Annotated in this window: 22 protein-coding genes and 1 pseudogene; 9 read left to right on the top strand and 14 right to left on the bottom strand. The window is 65.5% G+C overall.

Annotated features, from left to right (window positions below; all coding sequences use genetic code 11):
- The first annotated feature begins 29 nt into the window (after positions 1-29).
- Both BST27_RS02205 and BST27_RS02200 read left to right on the top strand, forming a co-directional pair.
- Positions 30-707, top strand: a complete 678-nt coding sequence (locus tag BST27_RS02205) for an IclR family transcriptional regulator (RefSeq protein WP_069418149.1) — start codon at positions 30-32, stop codon at positions 705-707.
- 13 nt (positions 708-720) lie between these two features.
- Positions 721-2,355 (top strand): FAD-dependent oxidoreductase, encoded by a 1,635-nt coding sequence (locus BST27_RS02200; RefSeq protein ID WP_069418150.1) that lies wholly within the window; start codon positions 721-723, stop codon positions 2,353-2,355.
- Between the two features lie 243 nt (positions 2,356-2,598).
- Here BST27_RS02200 and meaB read toward each other — a convergent pair whose 3' ends face one another.
- Positions 2,599-3,486 (bottom strand): methylmalonyl Co-A mutase-associated GTPase MeaB, encoded by an 888-nt coding sequence (gene meaB / locus BST27_RS02195; RefSeq protein WP_069418151.1) that lies wholly within the window; start codon positions 3,484-3,486, stop codon positions 2,599-2,601.
- A gap of 21 nt (positions 3,487-3,507) precedes the next feature.
- Positions 3,508-4,659, bottom strand: a complete 1,152-nt coding sequence (locus BST27_RS02190) for a thiolase family protein (RefSeq protein WP_069418152.1) — start codon at positions 4,657-4,659, stop codon at positions 3,508-3,510.
- 113 nt (positions 4,660-4,772) lie between these two features.
- Between BST27_RS02190 and BST27_RS02185 the strand changes: the two genes are divergently transcribed.
- A complete protein-coding gene (locus BST27_RS02185) occupies positions 4,773-5,642 on the top strand; it encodes a proline iminopeptidase-family hydrolase (RefSeq protein WP_069418204.1) in 870 nt (289 codons plus the stop codon).
- 6 nt (positions 5,643-5,648) lie between these two features.
- Here the strand turns inward: BST27_RS02185 and BST27_RS02180 are convergent, their stop codons facing one another.
- The 4 genes from BST27_RS02180 to BST27_RS02165 are packed head-to-tail and all read right to left on the bottom strand — an operon-like array spanning position 5,649 to position 9,788.
- Positions 5,649-6,416 carry an enoyl-CoA hydratase/isomerase family protein gene (locus tag BST27_RS02180; protein ID WP_069418153.1) on the bottom strand — a complete coding sequence of 256 codons (768 nt, stop codon included), beginning with the start codon at positions 6,414-6,416 and terminating at the stop codon, positions 5,649-5,651.
- A 1-nt stretch (position 6,417) separates the two neighbouring features.
- The gene (locus BST27_RS02175; RefSeq protein WP_069418154.1) at positions 6,418-7,506 is read right to left on the bottom strand and encodes an acyl-CoA dehydrogenase family protein; all 1,089 of its coding nucleotides are present in this window, start codon (positions 7,504-7,506) and stop codon (positions 6,418-6,420) included.
- Positions 7,493-8,398: an acyl-CoA dehydrogenase family protein gene (locus BST27_RS02170; RefSeq protein ID WP_069418155.1), complete on the bottom strand. Its 906-nt coding sequence runs from the start codon at positions 8,396-8,398 to the stop codon at positions 7,493-7,495. Before BST27_RS02170 ends, BST27_RS02175 begins: the two co-directional genes overlap by 14 nt.
- Positions 8,376-9,788: a class I adenylate-forming enzyme family protein gene (locus BST27_RS02165; RefSeq protein ID WP_069418156.1), complete on the bottom strand. Its 1,413-nt coding sequence runs from the start codon at positions 9,786-9,788 to the stop codon at positions 8,376-8,378. The genes BST27_RS02170 and BST27_RS02165 overlap by 23 nt, the downstream gene beginning before the upstream one ends.
- Before the next feature lie 108 nt (positions 9,789-9,896).
- Between BST27_RS02165 and BST27_RS02160 the strand changes: the two genes are divergently transcribed.
- Together BST27_RS02160 and BST27_RS02155 are read left to right on the top strand one after the other, a co-directional pair.
- Positions 9,897-10,178, top strand: coding sequence for a 2Fe-2S iron-sulfur cluster-binding protein (locus BST27_RS02160; protein WP_069418157.1), 282 nt, complete (start codon positions 9,897-9,899; stop codon positions 10,176-10,178).
- Positions 10,179-10,190: 12 nt separating this feature from the next.
- Positions 10,191-10,511 carry a DUF4286 family protein gene (locus BST27_RS02155; RefSeq protein WP_069418158.1) on the top strand — a complete coding sequence of 107 codons (321 nt, stop codon included), beginning with the start codon at positions 10,191-10,193 and terminating at the stop codon, positions 10,509-10,511.
- 25 nt (positions 10,512-10,536) lie between these two features.
- On the opposite strand, the gene BST27_RS02150 is transcribed toward BST27_RS02155, so the two are convergent.
- Complete coding sequence (locus BST27_RS02150; RefSeq protein WP_069418159.1) at positions 10,537-11,427, bottom strand: SDR family oxidoreductase; 891 nt, start codon at positions 11,425-11,427, stop codon at positions 10,537-10,539.
- Between the two features lie 180 nt (positions 11,428-11,607).
- Here BST27_RS02150 and BST27_RS02145 point away from each other — a divergent pair, with 180 nt between their 5' ends.
- On the top strand, positions 11,608-12,513 hold the full coding sequence (locus BST27_RS02145; protein ID WP_069418160.1) for a LysR family transcriptional regulator: 906 nt from the start codon (positions 11,608-11,610) through the stop codon (positions 12,511-12,513).
- Here BST27_RS02145 and BST27_RS02140 read toward each other — a convergent pair.
- From BST27_RS02140 to BST27_RS02110, 7 genes are all read right to left on the bottom strand, one after another.
- Positions 12,510-13,409, bottom strand: coding sequence for a pyridoxamine 5'-phosphate oxidase family protein (locus tag BST27_RS02140; protein WP_069418161.1), 900 nt, complete (start codon positions 13,407-13,409; stop codon positions 12,510-12,512). The genes BST27_RS02145 and BST27_RS02140 overlap by 4 nt on opposite strands.
- Positions 13,410-13,501: 92 nt before the next feature.
- On the bottom strand, positions 13,502-14,557 hold the full coding sequence (locus tag BST27_RS02135; protein ID WP_264000455.1) for a CaiB/BaiF CoA transferase family protein: 1,056 nt from the start codon (positions 14,555-14,557) through the stop codon (positions 13,502-13,504).
- Entirely contained in the window at positions 14,554-15,510 is a 957-nt protein-coding gene (locus BST27_RS02130) for an LLM class F420-dependent oxidoreductase (RefSeq protein ID WP_069418163.1), read from the bottom strand. The genes BST27_RS02135 and BST27_RS02130 overlap by 4 nt, the downstream gene beginning before the upstream one ends.
- The gene (locus BST27_RS02125) at positions 15,495-15,929 is read right to left on the bottom strand and encodes a cobalamin-dependent protein (RefSeq protein WP_069418164.1); all 435 of its coding nucleotides are present in this window, start codon (positions 15,927-15,929) and stop codon (positions 15,495-15,497) included. Before BST27_RS02125 ends, BST27_RS02130 begins: the two co-directional genes overlap by 16 nt.
- Before the next feature lie 167 nt (positions 15,930-16,096).
- Positions 16,097-18,649, bottom strand: coding sequence for an ATP-binding cassette domain-containing protein (locus BST27_RS02120; RefSeq protein ID WP_069418165.1), 2,553 nt, complete (start codon positions 18,647-18,649; stop codon positions 16,097-16,099).
- Between the two features lie 87 nt (positions 18,650-18,736).
- Complete coding sequence (locus BST27_RS02115; protein WP_079220176.1) at positions 18,737-20,122, bottom strand: cytochrome P450; 1,386 nt, start codon at positions 20,120-20,122, stop codon at positions 18,737-18,739.
- Between the two features lie 80 nt (positions 20,123-20,202).
- A complete protein-coding gene (locus BST27_RS02110; protein WP_069418166.1) occupies positions 20,203-21,567 on the bottom strand; it encodes a condensation domain-containing protein in 1,365 nt (454 codons plus the stop codon).
- Positions 21,568-21,948: 381 nt separating this feature from the next.
- Here BST27_RS02110 and BST27_RS02105 point away from each other — a divergent pair, with 381 nt between their 5' ends.
- From BST27_RS02105 to BST27_RS02095, 3 genes and pseudogenes are all read left to right on the top strand, one after another.
- On the top strand, positions 21,949-22,707 hold the full coding sequence (locus tag BST27_RS02105) for a thioesterase II family protein (protein WP_069418167.1): 759 nt from the start codon (positions 21,949-21,951) through the stop codon (positions 22,705-22,707).
- Between the two features lie 443 nt (positions 22,708-23,150).
- The gene (locus BST27_RS02100; protein ID WP_069418168.1) at positions 23,151-24,470 is read left to right on the top strand and encodes a beta-ketoacyl [acyl carrier protein] synthase domain-containing protein; all 1,320 of its coding nucleotides are present in this window, start codon (positions 23,151-23,153) and stop codon (positions 24,468-24,470) included.
- Positions 24,467-24,897, top strand: a pseudogene (locus BST27_RS02095) (mycobactin polyketide synthase MbtD); the annotation flags it as partial. The gene BST27_RS02100 and the pseudogene BST27_RS02095, both read left to right, overlap by 4 nt.

The following is a 24,897-nucleotide window of genomic DNA, read 5'->3' as shown; positions in this document are numbered from 1 at the left end:
TTGCCCTCACGTGGGGGTATGTCAAGCCTGTGACGGGCGCGGCGACGGGTTCACAAACGCTGGCCAGGGGGCTCACGGCGCTGCAACTGGTGGCCGCCGCCCCGCAGGGGCTGACCATGCAAGAGGTCGCCGACCAGGTCGGGGTGCACCGGACCATCGCATATCGCTTGCTGGCGACGCTGACCCAATTTCGGCTGGTCGCCAAGGGAGAGGATGGGCGTTACCGACCGGCGGCGGGGCTGGCCGTCCTTGGTGCGTCCTTCGACAACAATCTGCGCCAATTGAGCGCGCCGACGCTGCGCGCGTTGGCCGACGAACTCGGCACCACCGTGTCGTTGTTGGTCGCCGAGGGTGACGAGCAGGTGGCGGTCGCGGTGATCGTGCCGACCCAGGTTCCCTATCAGCTCGCCTTCCATGAGGGCAGCCGTTATCCGCTGGACCGCGGTGCCGCCGGGATCGCGCTGTTGGCGAGCATGCCACCGCGCCCGGGCGAGCGGGAGCTCGTCGCCACGGCCCGCGAACGCGGCTGGGTAATCACGCACGGTGAGATCGAACCGAACACCTATGGACTGGCGGTTGCGGTGCCGCGCCCGGCTCCCTGTCCGCCCGCCTGCATCAACCTCATCTCCCATCGCGAGGACGTGGTGATGCGCGGCAAGGACGCTGTCATCAAGGCCGCCAACAAGTTGTCGGCACTGCTGAGCTGAAGGGATACCCGGCATGGCTTGGGATCACGAATTCGATGTCGTCGTACTCGGCAGTGGCGGTGCGGGACTCACGGCGGCCCTGTCGGCGGCCACCGCCGGCGCCTCGGTGAAGGTGTTCGAGAAGGCGCCCACCGTAGGCGGAACCACCGCGGTTTCTGGTGGCATCGCGTGGATCCCGGCGCACAACCGTGCACCCGATCGGGAATTGACGGTGGCCGACGCGCTGAAATACCTACGCGCGCAATCCTTCGGCTCGATGGACGACGAATTGGTCGAAACCTTCGTGCGGACCGGGCCGTTGATGCTGGACTTCGTCGAGAAGCACAGCGGCCTGCGTTTCGAGGTCGCGGAGGGCTTCCCCGACTACCAGCCGGAACTGCCGGGCGGACAGCCGGGCGGCGGGCGTTCGCTGAGTGCGGCGCCGTTCGATCTCGGGGTGCTGGGTGACTGGTCGGAACGGATCACGGCGTTTCCCGCCGACTGGTCCAATGTGGGGTTCGACGCCGAAACCCGGGCCCGACTGCACGCGGACGTGGCACGGGCCGGTGACCTGTGCGTGGCGGGCACGGCGCTGGTCGCCGGTCTATTGCAGGGCCTGCTGGATGCCGGGGTGGCACCGTGTGTCAATTCACGCGCCGAGCAGCTGATTGTGGAGGGCGACGCCGTGGTCGGCGCGCGGATCGCCGGGCCCGAGCAGAGCATGGACGTGCGCGCCCGGCGCGGTGTCATCCTGGGCACCGGCGGGTTCGAGTGGGATCCGGCGCTGGTGCAGGCCTTCTTGCGCGGACCGATGCACGGCGCGGTCTCACCCCCGAACAACACCGGCGACGGGCTGCGGATGGCGATGGCACTCGGCGCCGATCTGGCCAACATGGGCGAAGCGTGGTGGGTGCCGATCGTTCAGATCCCGGGCGACACCATCGACGACAAGCCGCGCAGTCGCAGCGTCCGGCTGGAGCGAACGCGTCCCCGCAGCATCATCGTCAACCGGGCCGGGCGGCGGTTCGTCAACGAGGCAGGCGAATACAACTCGATGGCCGGCGCCTTCCATTACCTCGACCCCCGCGGCGGGTATGTCAACGACCGGGCATGGATCGTGTTCGACTCGATCCACCTGCAGCGCTACGGATTTCTCGGTGTCGAGCCGGGCGCTCCCGTCCCGGAGTGGTTCTGCGAGTCGGCGGATCTCGCCGAGCTGGGGGCCAAGACCGGCATCGACGCCGCGGGTTTGGAGCAAACGATCGCGAGGTGGAATCGCGACGTCGCCGCCGGCCATGACCCAGACTTTGGGCGCGGTTCCAGTGCCTACGACGGCTATTGGGGCGACCACACCGCCACCACACTCGCCGGCAAAACGCTGGGCCCCATCGACACGGCGCCTTACTACGCCGTGCCCGTTCAGGTTGGCGCGATGGGCACCAAAGGTGGACCACGCACCGACCGGGACGGCCGGGTACTCCATGTCAGCGGGCGGCCGATACCCGGCCTGTTCGCAGCGGGCAATGCGATGGCCGGCGCGACCGGTCGCGCTTATGGCGGTGCCGGCGGAACATTGGGACCGGCAATGGTTTTCGGCTACCGGGCCGGATATGCGGCGGCGACCGGGCAATCGGTCTCAGAACGGGGACGGGCGTCGCAGACGCCGTAGATCGGCGCACATGGCGCACGTTCGACTCTGGCGGGAACGGGTGTCGCCATGCCCGACTCCTAGCGACAACTAAGCCGGGTCACGCCAAATACCTTCCCGCTGTTGGGATTTGTCCTGCAAAGGCGGGCGGTCCGTCACCCGCCGCCTCGAGTGACTGGTGTGACTGTTGTGTCTTCGAACGCCGCGTCGATCTCTGGGTCCTCGGCCCAACCGAAAGCCATGGCCACCAGCCCAGAGTATCGGCTATCGGTCGTCCTGCGGAGCCGGCGACAGCAGTCGTTCGGCGGCCGAGTAGGGATCGTCGTCACCGTCGACCACCGACTCGGCGAGGCGATCCAGATCCGCCCGAGCCCGCAGCCGGGTTTGCGCCAGGGACAGGATCTGAGCCCGGGCCCGGGCCAACCGGCGGGCGCGACTGTCGGTGCGGTGATGGCTGTCGATGGCGGCCATCAGCTCGTCGAGACCCTCGCCGCGTGCGGCGACCAGACTGACGATCGGAGCCTTGGTTTCCGCCCGTAGATCCCGCACCGTTTGTTCGGCCCCGTCGCGGTCGGCCTTGTTGACCACGACGATGTCCGCGACTTCCAGCAGGCCCGCCTTCGCGGCCTGCACTGCGTCGCCCGCGCCGGGATTGAGGATGACGACGGTCGGGTCGGCGACGGCGGCGATCTCGATCTCGGACTGCCCGACACCCACGGTTTCCAACAGGACCACGCCGTAGCCGATGGCTCCCAGCAGTCGGATGGCGGCGGGTACGGCGGCGGCCAGCCCGCCCAGGTGGCCGCGGCTGGCCACCGAACGGATCATCACGTCGGAATCGTTGATGTGTTGGGTCATTCGGATGCGGTCGCCGAGCAGTGCCCCGCCACTGAACGGGGAGGACGGGTCGACGGCGAGGACGGCCACCCGGCACCCGCGCTGTCGGTAGGCACCCACCAAAGCGGCTATCGTCGTCGACTTGCCCGCGCCCGGTGGGCCGGTGATCCCGAGGACGAGAAGCTGGTGCCCCGCCTGCGGACCGATACTGGCCAGCACCTCATCCCGGCGGTCACTTTCGACCAGGCTCAACAACCGACCCGCTGCGCGTTGAGAACCGTTGCGCGCGTTGGCAATGAGGTCGGCTATCTCCATCCGGGCCGCTTGGGGTCTTGATTAGGGTGCCGGGACTTCGATGACCGTCGCCGAACCCATCCCGCCGCCCGCACACATCGCCGCGACTCCCACACCGCCGCCGCGCCGGCGCAGTTCGTGGACCAGCGTGACCAGCATCCTGGCTCCGGTCGCCGCCACCGGGTGCCCAAGCGAACATCCGCTGCCACTGACGTTAACCCGGTCAGGATCCAGGTCCAGCAGCTTGATGGTGGCCACGCACATGGACGCGAAGGCTTCGTTGATCTCAAACAGGTCCACGTCAGAGATCGAAAGATGAGCGCGCTTAAGGGCTTTCGGGATCGCCTCGACCGGCGCCAGGCCGGTGGCCGCCGGATCGACCCCCACGGATGCCCACGACAGGACCCGCGCCAGCGGGGGCAGGCCAAGTTGGTCGGCCAGCCGCTCGTTGGCGATGGTCAGCACGGCTGCACCGTCGTTGGCACCGCACGCATTGCCGGCGGTGATCGAGAAACCCTCGATCTCCGGATGCAGCGGCTTCAGAGCCGCGAGCTTCTCCAGGGTGGTGTCCCGGCGTGGGTGCTCGTCGACCGCGAACAGCCCGTGCGGGGTCTCGATCGGAACGATCTCTTCCTTGAACCGTCCTTCGTCGATAGCGGCGATCGCGTTGCGATGCGAGCGCAACGCCCACGCGTCCATCTCCTCACGGCTGACCCCGGCGCTCACCGCCGCGTTCCAGCCGACGGTGATCGACATGTCCATGTTGGGCGCGTCAGGCCGGTCAGGGTGGGTCGGGGGGAACCAACCGACCCATTCGCCGTCGACGTTAATCAAAGATCGCGGCGTGGTGGAGGCCGAGTTCACCCCGCCGGCGATGATGAGCTGGTCCATTCCCGCGCGAATGCTGGCCGCCGCGCTTTGCACGGCCGCCTGCCCGGCAGCGCAGTGCCGGTTCTGGGCCAGGCCGGGCACGTGGCTCAGCCCGGCGGTGATGGCCGCGTGCCGCGCAACCACACCCCCGCCATAGAGGCCCTCGCCGAGGATCACATCATCGATCTGCGCCGGGTCGAGGTTGCTGGCGGCTTCGCTGACCACGTGGTGAGCCAGTTCGAAAGCGGTGGTGTCGCGCAACGTCCCTTTGCGTGCGGTACCGATCGGGGTGCGCAGGGCGGACACGATGACGGCTTCGGGCACAGGTCTACTCCATCCACACGTTGACGAGAACAATATTCTCGCATTCTGAGAGTTTGAGTTGCAAGAAGGGCCACTACCGCGCCATCCGGTTGCTGGATGGTTGGCTAGCAACCATGAGTCAGCGGGAGGGGACGATCGCCGTCCCGGGCGGAAAGGTGTGGTTCCAGCGCGTGGGCGGCGGGCCCGGCCTGCCCCTGCTCGCGGTGCACGGCGGCCCCGGCCTGCCGCACACCTACATCAGCGCCCTGAAGCGGCTGGCCGACGAGCGCGAGGTCATTTTCTGGGACCAGTTGGGCTGCGGCAATTCTGACCGCCCTTCCGATACCACCCTGTGGACCATCGAACGCTCCGTCGCCGAAATGGACGCCGTGGTGCACGGACTCGGACTGGACCGCTTCCATCTTTTCGGCAACTCGTGGGGCGGGATGCTGGCGCTGCAACACCTGCTCGACACCTCGGCCGCCGCAGCCAGTTTCACCATCTCCAACAGCGCGGCGTCCATCCCGTTGTTCGCGGCCAACGTCGCCCGCCTGAAGTCCGAACTGGACGAGGCGACGCAGGCGGCGATCGATTATCACGAAGCGGCTGGCACCACCCACTCCGCCGAATACCAAGCGGCGATCAGGACGTGGAACGAGACGTTCCTGTGCCGCAAACTCCCCTGGCCGCAGGAACTCGAGGACGCCTTCCGCAACATGGGCGTCGAGATCTTCGAGACCATGTTCGGCCCCAGCGACTTTCGCATCGTCGGCACCGTCAAAGACTGGGACGTATTCGACCGGCTGGACGAGATCCGCGTGCCGACACTGCTTCTCGCGGGCAAGTACGACGAATGCTCACCCGAACACATGCGTGAGATGCATCAGCGCATCAAGGGTTCGCGGTTCGAGTTCTTCGAATCATCGGCGCACCTGCCGTTCATCGAAGAGCCCGAACGGTTCGACCGCGTGATGCGCGAATTTCTTCGGCAGCACGATATTTGACCGGCTTCAGTTCTTACCCGCCGTCAACTTGGTGACGATGTTGCGGAAGTCCTCCGTGACGAACGACTGGCTCTCGGCGGACAGCGCGTAGTCCAGGCTGGCCAGGACGGCGCGCTCGAGGTGGATGTTCAGCACCCGCTTGGTACTTTCGACCGCCTGCTGCGGCAGCTCCAGGATGCGCTTGGCGCAGGCCACCGCTTCGGTGAACGGGTCGTCCACGGCGTGGTTGGCCAGGCCGAGCTCGACGGCCCGCTCTGCGCGAATCCTGGTTCCGGTCAGGGCATATTCCTTGGCCAGCAACAGGCTGATATGCAGCGGCCAGGTCAGCGGTCCGCCGTCGGCCGCCACCAAGCCGACTTGCACATGCGGGTCGGCCAGAAACGCGTCCTTGGCAATGTAGACGATGTCGCTCAGCGCGACGAGGCTGCAACCGAGCCCGACCGCTGGGCCGTTGACGGCCGCTATCACCGGGATTCGACAACGCGCCATGCCCAGCACTATCTCGCGACCATCGCGAATGGTCTTGGACCGCAGGTCGGCGTCTTGCGCAAGTTCGGCCAGATAGTTGAAATCGCCGCCGGCCGAGAAGGCCTTCCCGCTGCCGGTGAGGACGGCCGCGCGGGCCGTCGGGTCGTCGGTCAATCGCTGCCACAGTCGCGCCAGCCCGACATGCAGGCTGTCGTTGACGGCGTTGAGTTCGTCCGGGCGGTTCAGCGTGATGATGCGCAGCGGACCGTCGGCGCGAACGTCGATTTCGGTTGGCATGTCGTACACGTCAAACCCCCAATCCCAGGATTCGCGAAGCGATGATGTTCTTTTGTATCTGCGATGTCCCGCCCATCACACTTTGGGCCCGGCTGTACAGGTAAGCGCTGAGCAGGTCTGGATCACGGGTACCCGCGACGGCCAGCGCGGCATGCCCGACGGACTGCTCCACCCAGGTCATCAGCAGCTTATCCAGCGACCCCTCCGGCCCGTGCGACACTCCGTCGAGCTGTTCGGAGAGCCGCCGGCGCACGTGATGGGTGAGCATCTCGGCCTGGACCGCCGCCCAGGCCAACTCGTCGCTGATCTCGCCGTCGCTACGCGCCGCCATCTCCCGAACCAGCTTGTTGTATCGGGCCGCGTAGCCCAACGTGGACGGTTCCCGCTCGTGGCCGACGACCGTCATGGCGACCGCCCAGCCGTCGCCCGGCGCACCGACCATCCGGTCTGCCGGGACCTTCGCGCCGTCGAAGAACACCTGGCCGAACTCGTTGGTGACCCCGTTGATCATACGCAGCGGATGCTGTTGCACCCCAGGCTGTTTCATCTCGATGATGAACGCCGAAATACCGCGATGCCGTTTGACGGTCGGATCGGTGCGGGCCAGCAGCAGACACCAGTCGGCGACGTCGGAGTAGCTCGTCCAGATTTTGTGCCCGTGCACGACGTAGGTGTCGCCTTCGCGGGTGGCGGTGGTGGTCAGCGACGCCAAGTCGGAGCCGGCGCCTGGCTCACTGAAACCTTGGCACCACCGTTCCGTTCCGTTGATGATCCCGGGCAGGAAGCGTTGCCGCAGTTCGTCGCTGGCGTGCCGGCCGATGCCGTACACCAGATAACCCACGCTGGGCCGAGGCGGAGCGCCGGCGCGGGCCAGCTCTTCATCCACGATGACGTCATACACCGGGGGCAACTCGAGACCGCCGTACTCCCGGGGCCACGACAGTCCGAAAAAGCCCTCCTGGTACAGGGCCCGATGCCATTCGCCCTGGCGCTCCCAGTATTCGTCGCCCGAGCCGGCATATTCCTTGGCGTGCACCGAAAGCCAGGATCGCAGGCGCTCCCGGAACGCGGCTTCCTGAGGTGCGTCACGAAAGTCCAAGATCGATCTCCTTCAGAGTTACCGGCCACAGCTCGGTGGACGTCAGCGCCCGACGCAGGTAGACGTGTGCGAGACAGTCCCAGGTGTTGCCGATGCCGCCGTGCACCTGTATCGCGGTCTCGCACACGGTTCGGGTGGCGCGCGCGCAGTACACCTTGGCCACTCGGCTCGCCCGGATGGCTGCAGCCGGCTCCAACTCGTCGACCGCCCACGCGGCGTGCCGCAGCACGCTGATCGAACCTTCAATGAGCGCAAGGCTCTCCGCCATCAGGTGCGCGATGGCCTGGTACGAGCCGATCTGCTTGCCGTACTGCTCACGGATTTTCGCGTAGTCGCAGGCCAAGGCGTGGGCGCCGCGCGCGGTCCCGACCAGGTCTGCCGCGGTGGCGGCCAACGCCAGGGCCAGCCACCGTTGGGCGACATCAATCGACACGTCGCCAACGACGACTGGCGAATCCGCAAGCGCGGCACTCGTTCTGGTCAGATCCGCACCGATCTCACCGGGTTCCACCTCGACTGCCAGTACGGTGTTGCCGGTCAGCTGCAGGGCACGTCGAAACCCGCGCGCGTCGATGGCGCGCCCGTCGACCGCGATCGTCGCTGCGGGCGCCTCCGCCTCAAAATGGCGGGCGAGGTCGTCGGCCAGGACCGGACCGAGGAACGGAGTGTCGACGAGTCGACGCCCGAATTCCTCTGCCACGATGGCGACTTCGACGCCAGAGGCTCCGTCCGAGCGCAGCGACCGCCAGCCGGTCGCCTCAACCTGCCGGTCCAGACGGGAGATTCGGCTCTCGTCAGCCAGGTCTTGCACCGCACCGGGGCCCAGGTCATCGGCCATCTTGGCCGCAGCGTCACGTAGTTGCTGCTGTTCAGCCGTCAGACGTACATCCATAGCTCTCCTTGAGCACTCTGCGCAAGACTTTGCCCGATGGCAACCGGGGCACGTCAGGCACGAACACGACTCGACTCAGGCGTTTGTAGGACGCCAATTTCGCATCGACGCGGGCGGCGAGTTCGGCGGGCTCGACCGGCTTATGCGTGGCCACCGCGGCGACGACGGCCTCACCGTTGGCACCGTCGGGCACGCCGAACACCGCGCAATCCTTGACCGCCGGATGGCCGAGCAGCACCGTTTCGATCTCGGCCGGCGCGACCTGGAAGCCGCGCACCTTGATCATCTCTTTTAGCCGGTCGGTGATCCGCAACCAACCGTCGGCGTCGACCCAGCCGACGTCGCCGGTCCGATACCACCCGTCCTGCATCGCTTCGCCAGTCGCAGCATCGGGTAAATAGCCAGCCATCAAGGAGTTTGACCGCGCCTGGATCTCACCGACGTCGCCCGGGCCCACCGGCTGCCCGGTGTCCAGCGACACCACCCGCACGTCCACCCCCGGCACCGCGCGGCCGACGGCATCAAGGCGCGGGCCGTCCAGCGGGTTACAGGCGATGACTGGCAACTCAGTGCTGCCGTAGGCCGGAACCCAGCCGACGCCGGCCCGCCGCGTCACGGTTTCGGCGATGCTGGCGGTGACCGGCGTTGCCCCCCACATGATGTAGCGCAACGACGAGAGGTCAAAAGACTCCAGTGCGGGGTGCGCGGCGACCGCCAGGGCGATGGGCGCCACCGCCATTTCGATTGTGATGCGGTCACTTTCGATGTGTCGCAGCATGCGGTCGACGTCGAACCGGGAGTGCAGTCGCACCCACGCGCCGGTGCGCAGCGCCGTGACGATGTTGAGCAGACCGAGGATGTGCGACGGCGGCGTGGCGACCTGGATGCGGTCGCGCTCGGTCAACTGCAGTGCGTCGCGCCAATGGCGAACCGCCGCTTCCAGTGATGCGTGGGTATGTCGAACCGCCTTCGGCAGGCCGGTGGTGCCCGAACTGAACACCAGCACCGCGTCATCGCCGGCCGCCGGCTCGCCGCGCGGGGTGGTTGCCCCGGTGACAGGGGCGATGGGTTCGTCGAGGTGCAGCATCGGCATCGCGTCCGCCAACACCGGATGATCGCCCACGGCGTGCGCTGGGGCGGTCAGCCCGAGGGCGTGGTCGACCTCGTCGCGCTTCCAGGCGGGGCTGATGAGGACGGCGGACGCGCCCAGCTTCCAGATCGCGCAGAGGGCCGCGACGAATTCCGGCCGGTTGGACGACATGACCGCGACCCGCTGGCGGGCCTGCACACCTCGTTTGCGCAGGGTGGCGGCCAGCCCACCTGCCAGCGCGTCGAGTTCGGGCAGGCTGAATCGCCGCTCCTCGAACACGAGCGCGGCGGGCTCGGTCACACGTCTCGTTCCTCTCCGGCAGATCGTTGAGAAGATACTATCGCCTGGCGAGAATAGTATTCTCTATAATAAAGAACGCAAGTACAGGAAGGCGGTCGCACGGCGGACATGACGGAGCCCGGCATGGTCACGATCCACCTCGACCGCAGGAAGGCCACGGTCCCACTGGTGCCCGGTGAGACCCTGCTGGAAAGCGCGCGTCGGGCCGGACTGGACCCGCCGTTCAACTGCGAGGCCGGCAACTGCGGAACGTGCATGGCCAAGCTCGTCGAAGGCACCGCCACCATGCGCGTCAACGACGCCCTCGACGACGACGAGGTCGCGGAGGGATACATCCTGACGTGCCAGGGAGTTCCCGACGGCGCACCGATCACGGTTCGCTACGAGTAGAGAGGCGGCGACATGGCCAAAGGAATCGTCTACGTCGAGACCTACCCGAGTTCGCCCGATCGCGACCAGGAGTACAACACCTGGTACGACGAGATCCACCTGAAAGAGCTTGTGGCACTGGACGGAATCGTCTCGGCCCGTCGACTGAGGCCGGTCGACGGCAAGGGGCCGTATGTGGCCCTGTACGAGATCGAGGGGGACGATCTAGCGGCTGTGGTGCAGAACATGCAGGCCAACGGGCACAAGTTGCACATGTCGTCGGCCCTGCAGTTCGATCCACCACCGGTGATGCGGTTGCTCGAGGAGATCACCGACTACCGCCCGGAAGGCTAGCAGGCCACGCCGCAAGCGCTTTCGGTCACTTGAAGTAGTGGCCCGCGTCTAGATCCTCGATCAGCCCCGGCCCCTGCGGGTCCCAGTCAAACTGTTTGCGCGTCAAGGCATTCGAGGTCGGGTTGTCCGCCGATGCGAACGGGCCGAGAAATCCGAAATGATCCGCCCGCTCGAGCGGGATGCTGACCACCGGCACACCGACATGACGGCCGATGACGCCGGCGATGTCGCGGAACGGCACTCCTTCGTCGGCGACCCCATGCAGAATCGTTCCGGCCGGGGCCTTTTCGACGGCCAGGCAGAACAGGTGTGCCGCGTCGAGGGTGTGGACGGCCGGCCAGCGGTTGAACCCGTCACCGATATACGCGGAGACGCCGGTGTCACGGGCGACGCCAATCAGGTGATGAGCGAAGCCGTGGTGATCGAGATCGCTGTGCACCAGGGGCGCCAGCCGGACGACCGCCGATCGCACTCCGCGCTCGGCCAGGGCGATCGCGGCGTTCTCGGAGTCGATTCGCGGTCCGTTGGGCAGGGTCTCGTCTTCGGTCGCGAAGCCGCCCTCTCCCCGGAAAGCCAGCATGAGCGTTCCAGAAGTGATGACGAATGGCCGATCGGAGCCGATGAGCGCTTCGCCCATGGCGTTGACGGCGCGCAGGTCCGTCTGGGCGGCACCTTCCCAGTCGGCGAAGTCGTGCCTGAAGGCCAGGTGGATGACCCCGTCCGAAGCCGCCGCGGCAGCGGCCAGACCGTCAAGGTCTTCCAGATCCCCCCGAAGCGCGGTGACGCCGGCCGCCTCGAGGGCGGCGGCGGAATCGTCTGACCGCGCCAGGCCGGTGACCTGGTGTCCGGCCGCGTGGAGTTCGCTGACGACGACGGCACCGATGTGTCCAGTGGCCCCGGTGACAAAGACGTGCATGGCTTGATCCCTCTTCCCAGTTGCTTGCCCAGTTGCTGAGTTTTCGTGCCACCAGTCAATGACGTGACCGGCGCGGGTGTCCAAGTCCTATTTCAGATGGCGCGATGCACTATCGGCATCACCGCAGCTTGGTACGGTTTTCAGGACTGATTTGCCGCAAAGTGTGGTTAGCTAGAACGCATGACGAACGCGACATCGCTGGTAGTAGACCTCGATTTGCGACTCGTCGGCTACTTCGTGACGGTGGCCGAGCACCGCCACTTCGGTCGAGCTGCCGCCGCGCTGCACGTCGCACAACCGTCGTTGAGTAGGCAGATCCGCCGCTTGGAGCAGCAACTGGGGGTCCGGTTGTTGGACCGCACGCCGCAGGGCACCCGGCTGACCGAGGCCGGCGAGGTGTTCCTGCCGCGCGCCAAGGCACTGCTTCGTTCCGCCACCCAGGCCGCGGCCCAGGCAAGAGCCGCCGCCCAGCCCCACCACATCACCATCGGCTACACGAGCGGTCTCATCGCCACACCGGCGGTACGCGAATTGCGCCGCGAACATCCCGACGCCGATGTCCAAGTGCTGCACCTGTGTTGGACCGAGGGTCGGGATGCGCTACTGGATCATCGGGTCGACGCGCTGGTAACCCGACTGCCATTCCCCACCGACCAACTGCACGTGACCGTCCTCTATGACGAGCCTCGGGTTCTGGCGGTGCCCCTGGACCACCGCCTGGCGGGCCGGAAGTCGGCGACCCTGGAGGACATCGCCGACGAACCAATGCCACGGTTGCGGCACTCCGATCCGGCGTTTAGCGCCTTCTGGCGCATCGATCCCCGCCCCGACGGGACACGTGCACCCGACGGTCCATTCATCGAGGCGCTCGAGGACAAGTTCGAACTCATCGCCGCGGGCCAAGCGGTGGCGATCACCGCCGGCTACCACGGCAGCACGGTGCGCCCCGACATCACCACCGTTCCGTTGGAAGGCGTCGAACCCAGCCACGTGGTCCTGGCCACCCGCGCGGGCGAGAGGAGCCGGTTGGTGTTGGCATTCCGCAAGCTTGCCGAAGCGCACCTGACGGGACCCATGCCGGATTAGTCCGCCGCCGCGAGCGAATGCTGTGCTGATTCGATGGCGATCACCTGCTGCGGCGCGAACACCACGCGCCGCCCGGTCGGAGTGTCCTCGCCTACCGGACCCGCGTCCCAGCGCACGGTCGCGGTGCCGGAGAGCTGAAGCGTTGCGCCGCTGCGGAAGTCGACGAACAACAGTGCGGCGGTGGGGTCGATGGCCAGGTTGCCGAAGCTGTTGAACATGTTGTTGCCCGGATAGTCGGGCCACCACAAGTGATCGGGTGCCGCGTGGACGAAGCCAGCCGGCCCACCGCGATGAGAGGCATCGTTGCCGGATTCGGGATGTGTGGTGCCCAAGAAGAACGTGTCCGCCGCGTGGACGAAAGCTATGTCCTGTGGCTGTAACCGATCGCCACGCAACGTTTCTGGGCCGTCTTCCGCACCACTCGGTGCGCTGACGGACAGGTGACGGGGGTGGATGTACTGCGGACAGTTGCCATACGCCTGCTCCACGTCGACGGCCAGTCCGCCCGAGGTGGCGGCCAATATGCCGTTGATGCGCACCCGGCGGCGGGTAGCGAAGTCGATGACGACCAAGCCCGCCGGCTGCCCGGCGGGCAAGTCCCGCAACGGATCCGAGACGCGCGGCGTGGTATCGATCAGCAGCCTGGTCGTCGATTCCACGCGCAGGAAGCCGGGCGGCCCGAACAGCGGCGACGTCCAGAGTCGACCTGCTCCGTCACGGGCGGCGATGGCGGCAAACGTGGCCTTGGCGAGAAATGAGCCCGTACCGGCGCGCAATTCGCCGCCGGCGACCATTGACACCAGTCGAGCAGCTTGGGTCTGCACACCAGCCTGGCGCTGCACGGCGAGCTCACCCCGATGGAACCCGGTCGCGGTCGCCCGGTGCTGGTTTGTCATGGTCCGACCTTCCCGTTTCCTGACGGGTTGAAGCGTCGTCGCCCAGGGATATATTCCGTACTGCCCGACGACCGGTGCGAACGGGCTACCCGCTAGGACCGAGGGCCCTCACCCAATACCGGCGCTGGGCGGTATTCGGGCTGGTAGCCGGCAACGCGGATCGGGGTGCCGACAAAACGCAGATCGCCAGCATTGACAACCACGTCCGGGGTTGCCTCCAGCGCCTCGGGCAGGCTGCGAACCGCGGCCGCCGGCACGCCCAGCGGACGCAGGCGTTGTTCCCAGCCGGCGGCGGTGTCGGTCGCCAGCATGGCCGTGACAACGGCCAACACCTCGTCCCGCCTGGCCACCCGTTCGGCCATCGTCTCGAATCCGCCGATACCCGCCTCGCCGGCAAAGGATCTCCAGAATCCGTCATGGGTGATGAACAGGGCCAGATAACCCTCGGCGGTCGGAAAAAGTTGCGCTGGAACGTAATACGAGTGCGCGCCGTTGGGACGCCGCTGCGGCTCCACGCCGTGGTTGAGGTAGGCCGCGGCGTGGTAGTTCAGTTGCGACAGCATCACGTCTTGCAGCGACACGTCGACCTGTCCACCCGTGCCGGAGATGATCTTGGCCAAAAGACCTAGCGCCGCACACATTCCGGTGGAGTTGTCCGCCGACGAATAGCCGGGCAGCGTCGGGGGTCCGTCGGGGTCACCGGTCAAAGCGGCGATGCCGGTGGCGGCCTGGATCACGTAGTCGAATGCCGGGTCGTCGCCGGCATTCAGGCCGAACCCGGTGATGGCCACGCAGACGATCTTCTCGTTCCACCGACGCAGCGAGTCGTAGGTGAGCCCGAGCCTGCGGATGGCCGAGGGCTTCAGGTTCACCAGCAGCGCATGGGCATCCTTGACGAGTTCACCGAGTTGTTGTTGTCCGGCTTCGGAATTCAGGTCCAGACTGACGCTGGACTTGTTGCGGTTGAGGCTGTCGAAGTAGCTGTTGCCGACACCGCGTGAGATTTCACCGGCAAGTGGCTCGACCTTGACGACGTCGGCGCCGAGATCTGCGAGCAGCATGGTGGCGTACGGCCCGGCCAGCATGGTGCCGACCTCGAGGATTCGAATTCCTGCCAGCGGCCCGGCTTTCCTATCAGCGGAACTCACCGCAGCTCCGCGGCAAGCTCTGCGATCATCTCCCGGGTGCGCCGTTTGGAAGCCACCAATTCGTCGCGGTTGTTTCCAATGGGCAACAGCCGCACCGACAAATCGGTGACACCCGCGTCGGCGAAGCGGCGCATCCGCGCCAGGATCCCAGCCTCGTCACCGGCCGCGCACAGGTCACCGACATCCCGGGCGTCGCCGCGCTCGAGCAGTCGTTGGTAGTTGGGCGACACCTCGGCCTCACCCAGGATGCGGTTGGCCCGTTCTTTGGCCTCTTCGACTCGGGAAGGCTCACAAAGGCATACCGGGATGCCCGCCACGATCCGCGGCGCGGGACGTCCGGCATCCGCGGCCGCCTTGGTGATCTTCGGTGCGATGTGTTCACCGATTGCACGCTCGTCGGCCATCCACAACACCGTACCGTCGGCCAATTCACCGGCAATTTGCAGCATCACCTGCCCGAGCGCGGCGACCAGCACCGGCATCGGGGGGTCCGCCGCCAACACGGTCGGATTGTGCACCGTGAATGAATCGTTCTCGACGTCAACCGGTCCCGGGCCGGCGATGGCGGCGTTGAGCACCTCGAGGTAATCGCGGGTGTAGGCGGCCGGCTTCTCATACGGCAGGCCGAGCATGTCCCGGATGATCCAGTGGTGTGACGGTCCGACGCCCAGCGCCAACCTGCCACCGGTCACCGCATGCACCGAAAGCGCTTGGCGGGCAAGCGCAATAGGATGTTGGGCCTGCAGCGGTACCACGGCGGTGCCCAACTCGATGCGTGAACTGTGCGCGGCCATCAGCGACACCATGGTCAAGCAGTCGAAGTCGTCTGGCACCTGCGGCATCCAAGCCGTGTCCAGACCCGCGGACTCGGCCCATTCGATGTCGGACGCCAGCTTGGCCACCTTGCGGGCCATATCGCCGCGCTCGGCGCCGATCATTACTCCGACGCGCAAGATTCCTCCGACGCTTGGGAGTCCGGGTCGGGGGTGCCGGTCAGCGCGCGGATCTCGCGCACCAACGTGTCCAACGGCGTTCCGGTGGGAAACACCGCCGCCGCCCCGGAGGTAAGGAGCTTGGGCACGTCGGCGTGTGGAATGGTGCCACCGACGACCACGGCGATATCGGCGGCGTCGGCCGCGCGCAGGGCCTCGATGGTGCGGGCGGTCAGCGCCAAGTGCGCACCGGACAGGATGCTCAATCCGACGACAGCGACGTCCTCCTGGACGGCGATCGAAGCAATGTCCTCGATGCGTTGCCGGATACCGGTGTAGATGACCTCGAAGCCGGCGTCGCGCAAAGTGCGGGCAACGATCTTGGCCCCGCGGTCATGCCCGTCGAGACCGGGCTTGGCGATCAGGATGCGGGCGGCCATTCAGCGCGACTCGTTCCAGGTTGCCGTCCGCGCCGATATCAGCGCGCGCGGAATACCCGATGGGGTGTGTGCTGCGTTATCCATCAGTGCATAACGTACTTGCAAAAAAAGAGAATGCCAATACCACCAGCTGAGCTGGTCAAACGCTTACCGTGGACGGCCCAGCGTCAGCGCTTCAGCCTGGTCTTCCACAGTACGATCCCGCCGTAGACGACGGACAACACCGCGAGCATGGCCATGTCCAGCAGCCACGCGCCCGCGTCGTGGTTCCAGTGGCTGTCCTTCGGGCTGAACGGACTGGGTTCGACGGCATTCAAGTCGATCGTCGCCGCGGACGCGGCGAACCCCCAACGTGCGGGCGCCAGCCAGGACAGCTGGTCAAGTACCACGCGGTTTGTCACAGGGATCATCCCGCTGGAGAACACCAGCTGCACCATGATCGCCACCACCAGTAGCGGCAGGATCTGTTCGCTGGAGCGAGCCACCGACGAGAGAACCAACCCCAGCATGGCCGAGGCAACGCACGTCGTCGCGACGGCCACGAACAGCTCCAGCGTCGGATTACCCAAGAGCACCGCACCCCTAGTCGGCGCGCCTTTACCGATGAGGGTGATGGTGGTGACAACGGCGGCTTGCAGGGTCGCGAAGCCGGCGAACACGACCACCTTGGCCATCAGGTAGGCACGGGTGGACACGCCGAAGGCCTGCTCTCGGTGAAAGATGGCGCGCTCGCCGATCAGGTCACGGATGGTCAGGGCGTTCCCCATGAAGACAGCCCCAACAATCAGCAAGACCAGAATCTGCGCGGGCTCGGCGGGCGTCTTACCGTTTGGGTCGGCATAGCCAAATCCGGAGTGGCCCGGAACGGTCAACGCGAGCGCCCCGAGAATGAAGGGCAGGATGGCTAGGAATGCGGTGTAGTAGCGGTCGGAAACGACCAACCGAACTTGGCGCCGCGCAAGCGTCAGAAACTGCCGCTTGACGTCGACGTTCACCGGCTCGCCGAGGTCGCCGGGCCTCGCCGCCCTCGGCAGGCGGGGCTCCGCCCGCTTTTGAGACAGGAAGCGCCGCTTGGCTTCTTCGGGATTGGCGCCCACGTCGAGGAAGATGCGGGCCCAGTTGGTACTTCCCATCACCGATTGGATTTGGTCGGGTGGGCCGAAATAGGCCGTTCTGCCGCCGGGCGCCATCAACAGCACCTGATCACACAGGTCGAGATAGGACACCGAGTGCGTCACCACCACCACCGTGCGGCCTGCATCCGCGAGCTCGCGCAGCATGACCATGACTTGAGAATCCAACGCCGGGTCGAGACCCGTGGTCGGCTCGTCAAGCATCAGCAAGGACGGCCCCGTCAGCAGCTCCAACGCCACCGAAGCGCGTTTGCGCTGCCCTCCGGACAGTTTGTCGACCCTGGTGTCGCCGTGCTCGCTGAGCCCGAGCTCCCCGAGCACTCGAGCCACCACCTGGTCGCGATCGGCCTTGCTGGTGTCCGGCGGCAGCCGTAGTTCGGCTGCGTACCCCAATGCCTGGTTGACCGTCAGCTGACGGTGAACCACATCATCCTGCGGGACCATGCCGATCCGGCTTCGCAGGGTGGTGTAATTGGCGTGAATGTCGTGTCCGTCAAAAGTGACCGAACCGGCGCTGGGCCGTGTGTAGCCGGCGATGAGCCTGGCCAGGGTGGTTTTACCCGCGCCCGAGCCGCCGATGATTGCGGTCAGGGTGCCCGGCCGAGCGGCCAGAGAGACGTTGTCGAGCAGTTCCTTACCGTCGACGCTGAACCGCACGGAGTTGACCTGCAAGCCGCCGACTAGCCTCTCGGCCTGCTTTTCGTCGAGCAATTTTCCGTCGGCGAATACCAAATCGGTATTGCCGATGGTGACGACGTTGCCCTCTTCCAGCAGGGCTGATCCGACGCGGATCCCGTTGACGTACGTCCCGTTCGTGCTGTCGAAATCCCGAATTTCGGTGCCGATGGGCGTTTGGACCAGGAAAGCATGGCAACGCGATGCCAAGACGTCGGAGACAACGATGCCGTTGTCCTTGGAACGGCCGATCGTCGTAATACCCGGTGGCAGTTCCGATTTGCTTACTCGCGGCCGAAGGACCCGTAGCGCCTTCGTCGCGAGGTTTGAGGTATCCGGCGGCGCGTTATCGGGTGTGGACATCCGTCGGGGCGGGACCACGTCCCGCGGGGGCGGCGGGGGCGCCAGACGTTGGCTGATTACCTTGCGCGGCCGACGTTGTGGCAGCGCGCTCGGTTGTGTCGACGCCTCAGTAGGCCGTGGGTGGCTGACAGGATGCAGCGGCTGAGCCGGCACCAGACCCCGAGCCGGACCGGGGTGCGGGTGCGCCTGGACTGCACGGGTCGGCGCCGCGGTTGGTGGTCGCTCGGCCGACTTCCCCTCCGTTGCTACTTCAAAAGTCAGACACGGGCCTTCGGGATCGCCGATGTTGACAGTTTGGCCGTCGCAAATGTCGAAAGACTGCACGCGGCGATGGTTGACGAAAGTACCGCCGCGCGTGCCGTTGTCGATCGCCACCCACCTGTCCCGATCAAACCGCAAAAGCAGGTGGGCACCGGCTATCGAGGGATCGGCGAGCGGAAGGTCGGCACGCGGGTCGCTACCCACGACCGCGTCGCAACCTGCCGCGAAACGACGTTGTGTTCCACCGCCCTTGACGACAAGAACGGGGGCGACGGCAATTGCGCTCATAGTGACTACCTGTAGCCGAATCGTACGGCTTCAAACTGGAATAACACTGGATTCAAACTGAGACAATGCTGTCTGTCGGCAGCGACGCTAACTCGCACGTGGCCGCACGACGACCCGACCACCATCTTTCGGGAGATACCCAAGGCCACCCGCACGTAGTTTCTCCGGCCCCGCTGAATTGGGCTCAACTACCAAGTGGCGCAATACAGTCCGCAACACCACATCCATTTCCATTTTCGCGAATGCGGCGCCTGCGCAGCGCCGCGTGCCACCGCCGAACGGTATCCACGCAAAGGGCGACGGCTTACCGTCGATGTAACGCTGCGGATCGTAGCGACCGGGATCGGGAAACGCATCTGAGTTAGCGTGGCATTGCGAAATACTCACCACAATGGAGTAGCCATTCGGGATCACCCAATCATCGAGTTTCAACGCCGGTGCCCGCACCCGCCTACCGGAAAAGTCGATGACGGCCCTGGTGCGTTGGACCTCGTAGATCGCAGCATGGCGCAATTCGTTGTCGTCCGTGTCCGCTTCCTCGACGAGCGCCGAAAGTATTTCCGGCTCGCGGCTCAGCCGGTCGAACACCCAGGCCAGGGTGGTCGCCGTGGTTTCGTGTCCGGCAACCAGGAGTGTCAGCAGGTCGTCTCGAATATCCTTGCGTGACATGCCTGAGCCGTCATCGTATGTACTTTGCAACATCAGCGAAAGGATGTCGGTATGGTCCGCCGTCGCAGCAGTGGCCCGTGCCTTATCGATCATTCGATCAACGATTGCGTCGTACTTTTTACGCCATTCGGCCAGGCGACCCCACGGCGTGTAACGGCCATACGTTTTGGCCGGCATCGGAAGCGTAGACAGCCGAGAGCCTAATTTGGCCCACGGCAGGATAACTCGTCGCAACTCCTCGAAGTCGTCCCCTTCCGCCCCGAAGACCGCCCGTAAGATGACATTGAGCGTGATCCGCTTCATCGGCGGTAGTGTGGCGAAAGCCTTTCCGTTGGGCCACGTCTCGATTTCCCGCAGCGTTTCCTCTTCGACTATCCGCTCGAAGTTCTTCATATTGTTGGCGTGAAAGGGGCGAGCCAGCAATTTCCGTCGCTGCCTGTGATCCTCACCCTCAAGCCCGAACACCGAACCCGAACCCAAGAGGCGACTCAGGTTTGGCTGGATGGCGCCAAGCTCGTCCGATCTGTTTCTGAAGATCTGCCTGGCCAAACTCGGATCGACCACGACCACGAGCCGGCCGAACACCGGGACGTCGAGCCTGAACGCTCCGCCGTAGCGGCGCGCGAGCTGTTCAGTGACCCAGCGCCGTTGGGTGAAGAACGCAATCCCCTGCAGCGCCTTGGGGATTATTCGTGGCGGCCCCGGAGGCAAATTGGTTGACGGCGACTCGGTGTGGGTCCAGCCGTTTGCCGGTTTGCGCGTAACGACGGCGGGTCGGCGACCATGCAGGGGTGTCACGCGCATGGCTTACCCACCGCAGCCGGAATTAATCAAAGAGAGGAGCGAATGAACGCGCGGCACAACGATATCCACGGAGCGCCAGCTCATTCGATCACGCCGTTGAGGTCGAACTCAGCCAGCGTTTTCGCTACCAGCGCGCGCAGTTCGCGCTTGGAGTAGCTCCCACCAGGCTGATAAGCGGCGACGGTGATGCACATCATGCCACCGATTCGCAGGAACCACAGGGCGAGCTCGCCGTGGGTACGCTCGAGTTGTTCCCGCGTGATGCCTTGAATCACTCCGCGACCGAATACGTATTCGGCCTCGGTTCCATCGGGGCGGGCAGCCATGGGTGTCAGATCGCCCATGCTGGAACACGCCACCGGAAGATCCGCATAGGCGAATGCCTCCTCGGTCACCCGCTTCAGTAAGCGCTTCGGCGCGAATGTGACCAGCGGAGAGAGCGCAGTCGTCGGCGATGCCTGTTCTGGCGCATTCCGCAAAGACTCGAAGGTTTTCCTGATCGCGGCACGGGTGTCGGTCAGGTCGCTGGTTACGCCGGTCGGGTCCACGTTCACACTGACAAACGCGAGCGTGTTGGCGCGGGTGTCGCCTTCTGTGCGGTCGCTGAGTGGAACCTGCAAAATGACGTAACCGTCATCGGCACGTCGGCGCCCCAGATATTCACCGAGTTTCGCCGCCAATCCCGTGGCGAGGTGGTGACTTCTTCCGCGAAGCGTTCTTGCGCGTGCATCCCAATCATCTGCTGGTATATGGATGACGATGGCGGGCACCGCAATTGGCTCATGACCGGCAACGTCGTCCGCGGCGTCGAACGGCGGTCTTGTCGACTTGGCCGAATCAGCCCGCCCACGCGTCATTTTGCCCACCGCGACGACCGCCCGTCCGATCTCGGGTGCGTCGCGCGCGGTTTGGCGGGCGTCCTCAATTATTGCGCGCCGTCGGGTTCGTGAGCGAGGGGGCGGATAAGCAGGTTCCGCGGTCTTGCCGCTCGCCGCATCCGCGACCGCGCCGACGATTCCCAGTCCGTCGATCAAACAATGCGAAGCCACCAAGCTCACCGCGGTCGAGCCGTCAGTCAGGGGCGCCATCGCAAGGTGCCAACCGGGCCCATATTCGGGATCCACCCGTCGTTGCGCACATTCGTCCACCCAGTCACTCAGTTCGCAACGGGGGCGAACGCGCTGGTCAATGACAATATCGGCGGGTCCGGGGTCGCACACCCAACGGTCGCGAGCGAAAGGCAGCGTTGAACGCTCGATGCGCCGCCCCAACAATCCGCGGCCGAGATTTTGATGAAACCGCCTCAGCCCCGCCAAGTTAATGTCGTGCTCGTAAATCCACACACACTGGACGACTGCGGAGCGCCCGATGGCACGCATTGAAGAGAACATGGCCTGATCCATGAACGACAGCTGATTATCTTGCCGCGCTTCGGGCTTGGACACGTTGCTTCTCACAGACGCGCGCACCGATTGTACTGGTCTAGCAATGGTGAGCTTTCGGTTTCTTGGTGTACGTGCGGCTGGACACCCATGCACGGCCGCTGCCCGCAGAGTAGCCGCTTTTATCGATGCTAAGCGGACTCGATTCGGGACGCATTCGCTCGCTGTCCATTTCGTCCACCAACCGCACGCCAGGACAGCGACTCGTTCCGTATTGACGCGGACGTACAACGTGATTCAACACACGTCATCTATGCGTGCCGCGCGCGTTTGACATCGGCCTGTCGGGGAACTGCCGTATTGCGCGGACGATCACGTCCCCAGCAGGCATGACCCGCCCGCTAAACAGAGCGGCCCGAGTCGCCGAGTCCATAGGAGAACACAATGACTAGGACGAATCCTCCGCCGACCGTATTTGCGCCATGGATCAAGCATGTGCCCGGAGCAAACCGGCAGCCGTACCGCGGCGGTACCGTGGTGTTTCCGCACGCGGGAGCCGCCGCCGCGAGCTACCGAAGGTTCGCAACCGCCTTGGCCGGCGGTGGCGATACGTTCATCGTGCAGTACCCGCAGCGCGCCGAGCGGCTGCATCACCCGCCGCCGCAATCGATCCCCGACCTTGCCCGCGGGCTGTTTCAGGCGGGACCCTGGCGCCGGGTGGCACCGCTGCGCCTGTTCGGGCACAGCATGGGCGCCGTGGTGGCCTTCGAGTTCGCCCGTCTCGCCGAAAGACACGGCATTGCGGTGCAAAAACTTTGGGTGTCGGCCGGTCCGGTGCCTGCAACCGTCAGGAACCTTCCTGAACTGCCGACAAACGACAGGCAGCTACTCGACGATCTTGCCAACCTGGGTGGAACCGACCCCCGACTGTTGGCCGACGAAGAATTTGCGAAACTGCTAATTAACGCGGCGCGTTGCGACTATCAGGCACTCAACCGCTACCAATGCACCGACGGAGTGCGCATTCGCGCCGATATCCACGCCGTGGGCGCCCGGCAGGATCGCCGTGTCGATGCGCGGTCACTGCAGCGGTGGGCCGATCACACCGACGGCTCGTTCTCATCGTCGTATTTCGACGGTGGGCACTTTTACATCAATGACCACATCAACACCCTCGCCAATCGAGTTATCACCGATGTCTGACAACAGTCTGACGCTGAATTGACCGGACAGTAAACACCTGCTCGGGCTCGGAAGTGCCGAAACCGATTGCGCCCTAACAGCTCCGCCCTCGGAAACAACTAAGCGGATTGCGCGATTCACATCTCTTTCACAGTTTGCATCCGGCCCGCTCGGGTACTCAGCGCCAGACAACGCAGACAAATCGAGTTGCCGGTTGGTGTCGCCGGTCCGTCGCCGGTCCTTGAGACCGCGCGGTTCACCGGAACGACGATGACATGTGCCCACCACAAAACCATCGGGAAGCCAAGCGCCAACGAGTGGAGGTAGCAATCTTGAGCTGGTTCCTTGTCCCAACGGTGCCGTCGCGCTCAGTCAGGTCGGGGGCGCGGTGCGGACTGAGCTGAGCCCGCCGTCGGGCGTTATTGCGTCGACTCCCCGCCATCGGGTCGTAGCAAATCGTTTCGATGTCTGGTAGCCCTCCTCAAAACGTCGACCATGACCCGGTCGTCGTCGTCGGCATGGCCGTCGAAGCGCCCGGCGGTATCGAAACGGCCGAGGACTACTGGCAGCTGCTGTCGACGAACCAGGAAGCGTTGAGCCCGCTGCCCACCGATCGTGGATGGCCCATTCGTGAACTGCTGACCGGCTCATGCCGTCCCGGGTTCAAGCGCGTTCTCGATTCTGGCGGGTTCCTGTGCGGCGCAACGACATTCGATCCGGCGTTCTTCGGGATTTCGCAACGCGAGGCGATCGCAATGGACCCACAGCAGCGGGTCGCCTTGCGGGTCGCCTGGCGCGCCTTGGAAAGCGGCGGCATTAATCCGGATGACCTGGCCGGACACGACGTTGGCTGCTACGTCGGCGCCTACCTCACCGGATATGGTCCGCAAATGGCGGAGTTCTCCCGCCATAGCGGCCATTTGATCACCGGCACCGCATCCGGCGTAATCTCCGGCAGGATCTCGTACCTGTTGGACCTCGCCGGTCCGGCCCTGACGATCGACGCCTCATGCTCGTCGGCACTGGCAGCGTTTCATGTTGCCGGTCAATCCCTCCGGGCGGGCGACTGTGACATGGCGCTGGCCGGCGGCGTATGCGTGATGGGCTCGCCCGGATTCTTCGTCGAGTTCTCCAAGCACCAGGCCCTCTCCGACGACGGCCACTGCCGTCCATACAGTGCGTCAGCGAGCGGAACTGTCTGGGCAGAAGGCGCGGCGATGTTCGTGCTGCAACGTAAGTCGGCCGCACTACGCGACGGTAGGCGGGTCCTCGCCGAAGTCCGCTCCAGCGCGATCAATCAGGACGGCAGAAGTGTGGGCATCAGCGCCCCGTCTGGCGCGGCACAGGGCCGCTTGTTCCGCCGGGCCATGCGGCAGGCAGGTGTTTGGCCCGAACAGGTCGGAATGATCGAAGGACACGGTACCGGAACCAGATTGGGTGATCTCACTGAATTGCATTCGCTGGCGGAGACATACGGAGAAACCGAACCGGGCCGCGGTCCGTTATTGGGCTCGGTGAAGTCCAACTTTGGGCACGCCCAAGCCGCTGCCGGCGGACTGGGACTGGCCAAGGTTTTGGTGTCCGCCGAACACGGTGCAATCCCAGCTACCTTGCATGCCGCTGAAGCCAGTCACGAACTCGACTGGGAAAACCAGGGTTTACGGCTGGCACAGCAACTCACACCGTGGCCCGCCGTGGACGGGCAGCGAATCGCGGCCGTTTCCGCATTCGGCATCAGCGGCACCAATGCGCATGTGATTGTCGCGATACCGGACGCCGCATGATGCCGGACGCCCGACTGCCTGACAACCGCGTGCCGGTGTTGCTCAGTGCGCACGAAGAAGAGCTGATCGCAAAGGACGCAGCCGCGATTCGCGAATATCTGCGCGGCCGGGGCCGAGCCGAGGCGACACCCGACGCGGTGGCTGCTACATTGCTGCGCACCCGGCGCGTGCGTCGCCACCGCGCTCTCGTGCGAGCAGCGGACCGCAGCGAACTGGAGGCCGGGCTGTGCGCGCTGGCCGACAATCGCCAGCACCCGCTGGTGACCCGATCCTCTCAGAGTGCCAGGCCGCGTACCGCATTCGTCTTTCCCGGGCAGGGCAATCAATGGCCGTCGCTGGGGGCCGCCGCCCCTCGCCGCCAAACGGCGTGCCGCGCCGCACCCCCCCACGGTGGCGCTGCGGTGGCTGCGGCCGGGCTGCCGGGCCC

The sequence above is a fragment of the Mycobacterium intermedium genome (assembly GCF_002086275.1).
Taxonomy (GTDB): Bacteria; Actinomycetota; Actinomycetes; order Mycobacteriales; family Mycobacteriaceae; genus Mycobacterium; species Mycobacterium intermedium.
The sequence above is the reverse complement of the archived record's forward strand: the minus strand, read 5'-3'. Positions and strand labels throughout refer to the sequence as shown.

What these genes read in the sequence shown, in the direction of transcription:
- BST27_RS02200 (WP_069418150.1), top strand. Translation starts at nt 721, where the DNA reads ATGGCTTGGGATCACGAATTCGATGTCGTCGTACTCGGCAGTGGCGGT.
- meaB (WP_069418151.1), bottom strand. Translation starts at nt 3,486, where the DNA reads ATGGAGATAGCCGACCTCATTGCCAACGCGCGCAACGGTTCTCAACGC.
- BST27_RS02185 (WP_069418204.1), top strand. Translation starts at nt 4,773, where the DNA reads ATGAGTCAGCGGGAGGGGACGATCGCCGTCCCGGGCGGAAAGGTGTGG.
- BST27_RS02170 (WP_069418155.1), bottom strand. Translation starts at nt 8,398, where the DNA reads ATGGATGTACGTCTGACGGCTGAACAGCAGCAACTACGTGACGCTGCG.
- BST27_RS02160 (WP_069418157.1), top strand. Translation starts at nt 9,897, where the DNA reads ATGACGGAGCCCGGCATGGTCACGATCCACCTCGACCGCAGGAAGGCC.
- BST27_RS02155 (WP_069418158.1), top strand. Translation starts at nt 10,191, where the DNA reads ATGGCCAAAGGAATCGTCTACGTCGAGACCTACCCGAGTTCGCCCGAT.
- BST27_RS02150 (WP_069418159.1), bottom strand. Translation starts at nt 11,427, where the DNA reads ATGCACGTCTTTGTCACCGGGGCCACTGGACACATCGGTGCCGTCGTC.
- BST27_RS02145 (WP_069418160.1), top strand. Translation starts at nt 11,608, where the DNA reads ATGACGAACGCGACATCGCTGGTAGTAGACCTCGATTTGCGACTCGTC.
- BST27_RS02140 (WP_069418161.1), bottom strand. Translation starts at nt 13,409, where the DNA reads ATGACAAACCAGCACCGGGCGACCGCGACCGGGTTCCATCGGGGTGAG.
- BST27_RS02125 (WP_069418164.1), bottom strand. Translation starts at nt 15,929, where the DNA reads ATGGCCGCCCGCATCCTGATCGCCAAGCCCGGTCTCGACGGGCATGAC.
- BST27_RS02120 (WP_069418165.1), bottom strand. Translation starts at nt 18,649, where the DNA reads ATGAGCGCAATTGCCGTCGCCCCCGTTCTTGTCGTCAAGGGCGGTGGA.
- BST27_RS02115 (WP_079220176.1), bottom strand. Translation starts at nt 20,122, where the DNA reads ATGCGCGTGACACCCCTGCATGGTCGCCGACCCGCCGTCGTTACGCGC.
- BST27_RS02105 (WP_069418167.1), top strand. Translation starts at nt 21,949, where the DNA reads ATGACTAGGACGAATCCTCCGCCGACCGTATTTGCGCCATGGATCAAG.
- BST27_RS02100 (WP_069418168.1), top strand. Translation starts at nt 23,151, where the DNA reads ATGTCTGGTAGCCCTCCTCAAAACGTCGACCATGACCCGGTCGTCGTC.